General features: G+C 60.3%; 4 protein-coding genes. All 4 read right to left on the reverse strand.

Annotated elements, in window-relative coordinates; all coding sequences use genetic code 11:
• Window positions 1-199: 199 nt before the first annotated feature.
• The 4 genes from VL52_RS10585 to VL52_RS10600 all read right to left on the reverse strand — a co-directional run bounded on the left by VL52_RS10585 (window position 200) and on the right by VL52_RS10600 (window position 10,312).
• Window positions 200-433, reverse strand: a complete 234-nt coding sequence (locus VL52_RS10585; protein WP_235429277.1) for a DUF3955 domain-containing protein — start codon at window positions 431-433, stop codon at window positions 200-202.
• Window positions 434-1,218: 785 nt separating this feature from the next.
• Window positions 1,219-1,434, reverse strand: coding sequence for a DUF3955 domain-containing protein (locus VL52_RS10590; RefSeq protein WP_235429279.1), 216 nt, complete (start codon window positions 1,432-1,434; stop codon window positions 1,219-1,221).
• Window positions 1,435-1,784: 350 nt separating this feature from the next.
• Window positions 1,785-2,018 carry a hypothetical protein gene (locus tag VL52_RS10595; protein WP_046157000.1) on the reverse strand — a complete coding sequence of 78 codons (234 nt, stop codon included), beginning with the start codon at window positions 2,016-2,018 and terminating at the stop codon, window positions 1,785-1,787.
• Window positions 2,015-10,312, reverse strand: coding sequence for a LysM peptidoglycan-binding domain-containing protein (locus VL52_RS10600; RefSeq protein WP_235429278.1), 8,298 nt, complete (start codon window positions 10,310-10,312; stop codon window positions 2,015-2,017). The genes VL52_RS10595 and VL52_RS10600 overlap by 4 nt, the downstream gene beginning before the upstream one ends.
• Window positions 10,313-10,404 lie beyond the last annotated feature (92 nt).

Here is a 10,404-nt window from a genome sequence, read left to right on the forward strand (position 1 = left end):
GAATGTCTGGCTCAAGCTTCGCCTAGCTAGAGAGGGAACCATGCGGCAAGAATACGCGGCATCACGACAAACCGTCTGCCAAGCTTAGGCCCGTCAACCAAACCCGGCGAAACGCCTGAGACAAGGCGAGCCGACGCAGGCAGTACCAGCAGTGCCGCCAAGGCAGCACAAGCCAGTATCAAGCGTTTGTTAGCTGCGCCTAACGGTAAAACCTGCGCTTGCGGGCAAAGCAGGCCGCCAACCCTTGCCACATCAAATAGCCGGCGGCGACAACGGCGCTGGCGACGATCAGCAAGCTGCCGCCGGCAATCAGCGCAAAGGGTTCGCGCAGCACACCGTTCGCGTCAACATGGGAACCCATCAGACCGGCGGCGCCCAGACAGGCCAATCCGGCAGCCGCCAACAGCGCAACAATGATCAGCAAGGATTTCAAGGAGCGGGACATAATTCCAGACCTAGGTAGCGGATAAACCTTCAGTCCCGATTTCCCGCTCCGAGTTCCATGCTTTAGTCCATACCGCCCCCCATCAATCCTCATGATCCAGCTCGGCTTGGCAGGGCAGACCGGTTCTTGGGCCTTGGCCGCGCTGCCAGAACCGGAGTTTGGGCTGAATGAAATGAAGCCCAACGCTTACCAAGAAAATTCATGGCCCCATAAATATTGATCGCCATATATCGCGGTGAAAGTTGGGCTTCGCAAGCTCAGCCCAACCTACGGGCCTGGAAATCTCCCGAGTCTGTCCTAAGTCCGAATCGTGACCGCCGCGCGGCTGACGCCAACGCGGCGGTTAAATTTTTGTTACCCCATTGTGCAGCGCGCCACGATGGCAGGCAATGGGGTAAATCGTTTTTATTGTGAAGTTCCGCAGAACAAATGATTAAGCCGCGATGAACGGCTTGCCAGCAGGCATTCGGCCTCGGTCCGGGTGGTGTCTAGACAGCTTGGAGGACATCGCCATCGACCTGTCAATCAAGCTTGAGACAGCTCGAAAGCCGCGCCTGGGCGCAGGGAAATCACGCGGGATGTCTGGCTCAAGCCTCGCCCAAGCAGGCAACGAGTCATACGACAAGGATGCGAGCATCACGACCAACGCTCTGCCGCGCTTAGCTTAGCCAACCAAGCCCAGAGCAGGGCCTGAGGCAAAACACGCCGATACAGACAGCACTTGCGCACGACAAGTCATCGCAACGCGGCATCAGGCATTTTGTCAGCAGCTCTTAGCGGTAAAGCCTGCGCTTGCGGGCAAAGCAAGCCGTCACCCCTTGCCACAACAAATAGCCGGCGGCGACAACGGCGCTGGCGACGATCAGCAAGCTGCCGCCGGCAATCAGCGCAAAGGGTTCGCGCAGCACGCCGCTTGCGTCGACATGGGAGCCAATCAAACCAGCCGCGCCCAGGCAGGCCAACCCGGCAGCAGCCAACAGCGTGACCACGACCAACAGGGATTTCAAGGAGCGGGACATAGTTTCCAGACCTAGGTAGCGGATAAGTCTCAGTCCCACTTTCCCGCTCCGAGTTCCATGCTGGAGTCCATACCGGGGTAACGTCGGAGCCTTCACGATCCGACTCAGCTTGGCAGGCCAGACAGGCTCTTGGGCTTTGACCGCGCGACCAGAACCGTAGTTTGGGCCGAATGAAATGAAGCCCAACGCTTACCAAGAAAATTCATGGCCCCATAAATATTGATCGCCATATATCGCGGTGAAAGTTGGGCTTCGCAAGCTCAGCCCAACCTACGGCCCTGATAGCCGCGTGTCGCGCCCTACGATTGCACCGTGCAGCCCTAGAGCAACATAGCCTTACCAACTTCCGTAATTTTATAAACCGGATGAGGGTACCTCTGATCCGCCAGAGATTGCAGCATCCCCTTTTCCACCAGAGACTCAGCCACTTTGGCCACATCAACATCACCACCTTTTCCTAAACGACTAATTGCCCTTTCTAGTTGATACCACGTCCAATTGGCATCATTTTTCAAAACAAGCTCAAGAATCAATTTCTCGGCTTCGATGATCATTGCGGAGCCTCCGGGTGATACAGCTGTCCATCTCTCAAACGATACTCCTCAAGAGTTGCCGAGTGGGTATTATTCCATAAATCACGCGCAGCCATTGGATCACTCGGCTGACCAACTTCCCATCCAAGCCTTCTGTATCTCGTATATTCTCGCAATTCGTGGCTGTAATAATTTAAGTCATATTGCGTCGCTTCAACTCTGCCCCCAGCGATTTTTCGCAAACGATCAATCATGAAACCATTACCCTCATCAGGACCAAATCGAGAAGTATGTTTCTCAACAATCTCAATACCCCGAGCAGTTACCTTGATGTTGTCGGTTGTCAGATCCCGAAGTGGGCCGCCAGCTTCACTAGGTTCAAATGGGCGACCGCTGTATGGCCCACGTGCGCCGAATATTCCCTGATTTACAGTACTGTTTGGAACATCCCCCACAACACGTTCCACCCCAGGCGCTAACAGGACATCAGGCATAATGCTAGCTGGCCTCGTCATTGGCAGATACTTCCAAGCCATCCGACCCACTGTCGGGCTCGTCGCCTCAAGACTATCCGCCACCAGCATTCTACCACCCACACTGGCCGACAAGGCTCCGGCCCGGCCCAGGCGCAGCTCAGGCACGATGATGGAAGCAACATCGACCACTGCCCTGCCCCAACCATATGCACTTTGCTCGCCCGGATGCGCTCCATAGTACATCACATCATTGAATTGAGATGCCAACTGCCCCGGAACGTTTGGCAAATTCTCAATGAACGCCCGATTACGGGCAAGCGCTCCTCTATCATCCATCCTGCCAAGCGTCAAAGCATAACCAGTTGCATATATCTGGTCAGTCGCAAAAGACTGAATGCCATGAGCAAGCTCCCCTGCTCGTTCCCCTGCTCCCTGCAGGAGATTTCCAAGCGACTCGGCAGCAGACTTTGTCCAATTCCAGAACTGACGCCCCCACCATGGTCGCGTACCCGTAACGATGACCATTTCACCCTGGCCCGGCCCTACAATTGTCCCATTTAGCAACAATTCGTTCGGCTGAACACCAGTATCTTGCCTTGCTCCATCTACAGGCGTGAGCAATCCTCCTCTACTCATATTCCGTGCATAGACACTTGGCTTAGCACTGTTTGCCCCATAGCTGCTCGCATCACCCACAACGCCATCATTGAGAACACTGGCAAGACTCGGCTCTTCGGAAGAAGTAAAACCATCCTGCTGCAATTTCTGCCGCTGCGCCGACCCATCCGCCATCAAGACGCTACCCACCGCATTGCCAAACGAACTGGCCGCCAGACTCCCCCAATTCGGACGATGATCCTCGCCCAACACTGACTGAATCGTCCCACCCGCTATTCCTGCCAACGTGCCATAGCTCATTTGCGAGGCAGGGTCCGCTCCCCCCAGGCTTCCGATCCTGCCGCCAGCCCACGCCGCAGCGCCGGAAGCCGCCACCGATGTCCAGCTGAACGACTTTTGCATCCCGGTGGCCATCGCCACGCCCTGTGTCGCCGCGCTGATCGCCATGCCGCGCTCGACCATGGCCAAAGCACCCGTACCGAAAGCGCCGCTGGCGGCAAACCCGCCCCCCATGCCGGATGCCACGGCGGACAGGCCCACCTGCCCCCAATTGATGCCTTTTTGCATCCCCAGCGCCATCGCCAAGCCCTGGCTAGCCAAGGACCCTATCGCCCCAGCCACCGCATAGCCGGCGGCATAGCCCACCAATGCGCCGCCGCTGAGTGTGCCCGCGGCAGCCGCAGCGCCCACTTGCGCAGCAGTCATCCCGACCGCCGCCGTTCCCGTTGCGGCCCCTGTTCCAGCTGCGGCAACCGTGGTCCCTGCCGTCGAGAAAGCGCTACCCAACGCCTGCCCGATGATCGGCCCCAAATACACCACCGCCACGACGGCGACGATGGCGATCAGGATCATCCCGAAGCCGCCGCAACCACCGCCTCCCGGCGGCGGCGGGGGCGGCGGCGGTTCCGGCAGCGTCGGCGTCACGTCGCCTATCGCCTCGCCTGGGTTGTAGACGCGATAGGTGCCGCTGTTGTTGTGGAGGTTGGTGACCTTGTTCGGCACCCGCAACACTTGGCCGGCTTTCAGCGTTTCCGTGCCAGTCAGGCCGTTGGCGTCGGCCAACAGGTACCACAGCGATTTGTCGCCCCACAGATTGGCAGCAATCACCTGGAGCGTGTCACCATCCCGCGCCGTCACCGTGCCGGGCGCTTGCGCCGGGTAATTGGGGCCGATCGGTTCGTAGTTCTGGTCGAAATCGGCGCTGCTGACCGGTGCGCCATTGCGGTAGCTGTCCTTGCGATTGCCCAGATCACCCTGCGCCAGCGACTTGGCGTAGTCGACCCGACTGGGACCATCGTTGCCCACCGCGCCCACCTGCTTGCCGTCCAGGTAGTAGTAGTCCTGTTTTTTGTAAGTGGTGCTGCGATCGACTTCTTCCCGCTTCAGCACCAGGCCTTGGGCATTGTTGACATAGCGCAGGCTGCGTTGGCCTTGTTCGTCTATCGCCTCCTTCAGGTGGCCGTTGACGTCATAAGTGAGATGGGAATAGCCCTGCTTCCAGCCCGGCGCGTTCGGATTGTATGGCTGGGCGGTGATGGTGGATTGCTTGGCTTCGTCCCACCACTCATAGCCGTAATAGGTCGTGGTGGTGGTATCGCCGCTGCGCTGCACCGTGTTGACCAGCGTGCCGTCGGCCATCAGGTTGAAAGTGGTGGCGCTGCCATCCGCTTGCTGGCTGACGAGCTTGCTGTCGGCGTCATATACCGAGCTGACGCTGCTCTTCTGTCCGCCGTCGCCGTCCCAGCGGTAAGTGGCATAGCCAATGGCTCGCCCCAGCAAATCGTTGCTGCGCCGCGTGGCCAGCTTGCCGTTGATGGTGGTGTCGGTGAGGAAGCCGCTGTCGGTGTACTGATATTGCTCCACCGTTCCGTCTTTGGCATTGGTGACCTGTTTGCGCTGGCCAGCCTGGTCGTACAGCACTTCCACCCCATCGCCGCCAGCCGGTCCGCGGGTGATCTTGCCGTTGTCCAGCTTGCCCATGCTGACGGTGAAGCGGTTCATCGCGTCGTAGGCGTACCAGTTGTCCTGCGTCTGTGCGCTGCCGTCCACGCCGTCGCGATATTCGGCGTAGACGCGGCGACGATTTCCCACCGCGTCGTACTCGTAACGGGTGAGGAACTTGGGATCGTGGATCTGAGTGACCCGGCCCAAGGCGTCGTACTGGATGTCGGCGTACTGATATACCTGCTGACTTTGCTGGCTCAGCGTGGTGTAGCCTTCGAAAGTCTTGCGGCCATCCTTATCATACTCGTACAGCGTGTAGCTGTTGGTGGCGCTGTCCTCCAGGCTCTTCTGGTAGCCGTTGCCGTAGTAGGTGTAATGAATGTTTTGCCCGCTGCTGCCAGTCTGCAGGTAAAGCTGGCCGGCATTACTGTAGGCATAGGTGAAAGTGTGGTTGCCCAAGTCGACATGGCGCAGCTTGAGGCCGAACAGGCTAGCGTCATCCACCATGGTCCGGCCATTGGCATCAGTGGTGCTGGTTCGCCAGCCGCCCACCACCGTGCCGCCCGCCCCCTTGAACGTGGCGTCCCACAGATAGCTGTAGCTGGTGGCGCGCTGCGCCGCGCTGACAGTCGCCAACACCCGGCCCAGGCTGTCGTAGCGGGTGGTATCGGCCAACACCGTCTTGCCGTCGGCAGTGGTGCGATGGGCAACGCGCTGGCCGGCGCTGTCGTAGTCGTACTCGTCGTAGCTGCCGCCGGCGCGGTCTATCCGCTTGAGCCGTCCCAGCTTGTCGTAACTGTAGGTAGTGGAGCGGTTGACCTCATCGATGCTGGATCGCAGATTGCCCTGCGCGTCATAGCGCATGGACTTGCCGCCGCCATCGGCATGCCATTCGTTCAGCACCTTGCCCTGGCCGTTCTGGCTGCCGGCCAGCCAGCTTTGCCGGTTGATGTGGCCGTTGGCGTCGATAGTGGCTACGGCATTGCCCATGGCGTCGTAGCGGTACTGGGTCAAGGGGGTGATGTCCACCGCCTTGCCGTCCTCGCCGGTGGCGCTAACTTTTGGATCTTGTTTGGCCAGCAGCTTGCCGGCGGTGCTGTAGCGGTACTGGGTGACATCGCCCATGCCGTCGGTTTCGCTATCCACCTCGCCGAAGGCGTTGTAATGCTGGCCACGGGTCACAGTAGCGTCATGATTGGATACGCCCAGCAACACCCAGTTGAGCACGCCGGCTGTCGTCGAGTCGTTCGGGCCGCCGCGATGCAGATAGCCCGCCACATCGATGGCGCTGCCATCGGCGTTATTGAGCAAGGCTCCGCTGGCGTCGCGCAGCTGGTAGCGGTATTCGTAATCACCGGCAGCCAGGCTGTCGACATTGAACTGGAAGCCGCCCTGCGGATTACGGCTCAGCGCCGCGCTCTGCCAAGCGCCGTTGCTGCCCTTGATTCGGTAGGACAGATTCAGAGTGGCGGCATTGGGCTGCGGCGGCGTGAAGGTTACCGACAGCGGCAAGGCCAGGCCCTGCAGATCGCCCGGGTTCAACGTGACCCCGCCGCCGCCCAAGGTGATCTTGCCGGCTGCTCGGTTCAGCATCAGGCCGTTGCTGTCGAAGACCTGATACTCGAATTCGTAGGCAGTGGGGCCCGCCAAACTGTTGGCCAGGTCCTCGCAGTGCCAGTCGAAGGCGCCATCCGGATTGCGCGCCAGCGCCATCTCGCTGTATACGCCGTTGCTGCCCGCCACCCGGTAGCGCACCTTGCCGCTGACGGCGGCAAGATTCTGATTGCGGATGTGAACGACTTGCGGCTGGTCCTGCCAGGGAACCGGCTGAGCCAGCGATCCGGGCTCCCCGGGACGGAAGCTGCCGATAACCTTCTTGACCTGCTGGTTGTTGGCATCGAAGCTGGTCAGATCGTATTCATAAGTCGTGCCGGGCTTCAGGCCAAAATTGGCGGGATCGAACTGGAACCAGCCATTGAGCGGGCCATTGGATGTGGCAGGATTCAAGTTGAATAGCGCGCTCCACGCGCCGCCCGGCACGCTGCGGAAGCGGATGGAAGCGTGAGTAGCCGTCTCGCCTTGACCTGTGACATTGATCCAGCCATTGCCCCAGCCGCCGTTGTCGGCGAACATAAAGGCCTTATCGACCGCAGCCCCGCTTTGGCTGATGGATGGGCTTCCATCATTCAGTACCATATTGCCTTGCTGGGCATTCCATACTTTGCCATTGCCATCCAAGGCGAAATAGCGGAACTCGTAATTACCGCGCGCCATGCCGGACCAATCGAGGGTAAACCAGTTTTGCGCCATCGCCGGAACATTCTGGATACGCCAGCCGGCATTGCCCCCTGCAGGTCGAGTCAGCAGCAGCAAACGTGTGCTTTGTTGAGGCTGGTTCTTGAAGTGAATCTGCCTATTATTAAATGAAGTCGCAATAGAGGCCGATGGCCCGCTCGCATCTTCCGTCGTGGAATAGGTCAAGCTGCCTGCAGGCAGTACCCCCCCACCTCCAAACAGCTTTACCCTCTGCCCCGTGCCAATATATTTATAGATACTCACAGAGAATGAAGTCGACTGAATGTCAGCAGGTGGATTCTTCCCCTTCAGCATAAACGCGCCTGTCCCTACATTTACAACCTTCACCCCCCCGCCACTGTCATATGGGTATCTTACACTATTACTATGCGCAACATTCCCATTGCTGACCGACACCTCAACCTCATATTCTCCCGCATCATACCCTCTCATATACGGGAGATTTAAATTAACCGTAACCCCATTAAAAAAAGCATTATACCTATTACCAACACTCGAATAATCCAGCCAATACACACTAACATTAGGCGTTAACGTAATACTGCCATTAAATGGCAAGGTCCAATCCACGCTGCCTCCTTGCAATGGATTGGTCTCGACTCCGCCTTTCTGCGCAATCGGCCCCACCGTCACCACATCACCCATCCCGGTTTGCGGCTTAGTGCTGATCCACGGTTCCACCTGCACCTGGGACGTCTGCCGCGCGTTCACCATTGTCGGTTGGTAAGTGGCGATATGCTGGTTGCGCGCATCGTAGTCGCTCACCGTCAAACGCAGATTGTCCATCGGCGCTTTCGAGTCGGTCCGCTTGGCCACCAGTGCCATCGCCTGATCCAGGCTCATGCCGCGCAGCTCGTCGCCGCTTTCGCCTCCGGATTCGATCGTCAGCGTTGCATTGCCGTTGGCGTCGTAGCTATACAGCTTGGTCACCCCGCCGGCGTTGCCGCGGGTCAGTCGGCCAGCGCCGTCGTATTCGCTGAACTCCTGCCAGTCGCCCTGGCGGTTGAGGCTGGTGCGCTTGTTGGTCACCTGGCCCCAGGCGTTGTAGCGGGTTTCGCTGATCAGGCCGCTGCCGGCGTCCTGCTTGACGCTCTGCTGCTTGGCGGCGGTGTAGGCGTATAGCGTCACGTCCTGGCCGCCGGCCGCTTCCTTGCGGTCGCGACGGGTGCGGCTGACATTGCCGACGGCGTCGTAGTCGTACCAGGTGACATTGCCTTCGGCGTCCTTCGTCCAGTCGGCGCGGCCGCCGGCGCCGTAGTGGGTTTCGCTGAACACGCCATTGACGCCGGCCTTGCGCACCTGCGTCGCCTGGCCCAGGCCGTTGTAGCCGGTGTCGGTGGCCGGCCGCACCATCTGGCCGGCTTGATTGGCGAAGGCGGCTTCTTCGCGATGAGTCTCGCGGCCCAGCTTGTCGTAGCCGATGTCGGTGACGCCGTTCTTGGCGTCGGTCTTCTGGTCGACCAGGCCCATCTGGTTGTAGTGGTACTGGGTGCGCACCGTGCCGCGGGCGTCGCTGACGCCATCGTCGGCGGACAGCTGCGCATTCAGCCGGCGCTCTTCCGCCACTCGGCCCATGCGGTCATAGTCGAATTCGCTGATGCGGTCATCACCGGCATTCGGCTTCAACTTAGCTCGAACCATGTCCAACGTGTCGCTATCAGCGGGTACACCAACAGCGGCGGCGTAATGAGTCTCTCGGATCGGCTTGCCGGCGCTGTTATAGTCCCAGGCCACCGCATAACCGGCGGCGTCCACTTCCAGCAGCTTGCGGCCGGCACGGTCAAACCAGCGGCATACGCTGTTGCCGCGAGCATCAGTCTCCTTCACCACGTTGCCGTTAGCGTCGTAGCCGTGGCTGGTGACCAAGTCTCTCACCCTGATGTCGTAGTTTCCGGTATCGGCATTGCGCAATCCAACCGTCTGATTGGGCACGATGGTGCGCTTGAGCCGGTTGTTGTTGTCGTACTCGAACTTGGTGATCCGGCAGTTGCCGTCCGCAGGTTGCGGCGCGCTGCCGTCGGCCGGCAGGCCCACCGCGGTGGCGTACACCCGCTGCTCGGTGACATTGCCGGCGCCGTCGTAGGCCCAGGTGGTGACGTAGCCGTCGCCGTTGCGCTCCCTCACCTTGCGGTTCTGGCTGTCGTAGGCGGTGCGGGTGACGTTGCCATTGGCGTCGACGAATTCCACCAGGTTGCCGGCCGCGTCGTAACGGCGGGTTTCGGTGGGGGCGACATCCGCCTCAAGCGGTTTGAGATCTGCGCCGGTCAGGGTGTAGGTATGCGCGACATCGCCGCGCTGGCTGATCAGGCGGTTCAGGCTGTCGTAGCCGTAGCGGGTGGTGCGCTGTTCCAGCTGCCCTTCCGCCTCCACTTGCAGCGTGCGGTTGCCGAAGGCGTCGTATTCGAAGCGCTTGACGCTGAGCACGGTCGCGCCGTCGCGACCGGTTTCCTTCAGCACTCGGCCGGCGGCGTCGTAGTCGTAGCTGAACACCGCCCCCAGCTGGTTGGTGTACGTCGCCTTGTTGCCGAAGGCGTCGTAGGTCATGCTTTCGACGCCGCCTTCAGCGTCGGTGATCCGGATCTGCCGGCCCAGCGCGTCGTAGTCGATCCGGCTGACGGCGTCGCGCTTGGCGTCGGCGGTCACGGTCGGCAGGACGCCGATCTGCAAGGTGGCCGGATCGATGGCGTTGGCGTAGCGGGTGACGGCGCTGGCGTTGCCGAAGGCGTCATAGTCGGTGCGGGTGGCGCCGCCTTCCGGGTCCACCTGCAGGATGCGGCGGCCCAGCGCGTCGAAGTAGAAATAGCCGGCGTTGCCGCGCGGGTCGGTGATCTTGACCACGTTGCCGAAGGCGTCGTAGTCGGTGACGGTGGCGTCGCCCTCGCCGTGGGTTTCCTTATGCACCCGGCCCAGCGCGTCGAACTCGCGGCTGGTGAGGTGGTTGTTGCCGTCCCACTCTTTCACCCGGTTGCCGTAGGCGTCCAGTTCGTAGCGGACGGTCTGGATGCCGTTCTTGGATACGGCGGTCAGACGGCCGGCGCTGTCGTAATCATTGC

This window comes from Chromobacterium vaccinii (assembly GCF_000971335.1).
GTDB lineage: Bacteria > Pseudomonadota > Gammaproteobacteria > Burkholderiales > Chromobacteriaceae > Chromobacterium > Chromobacterium vaccinii.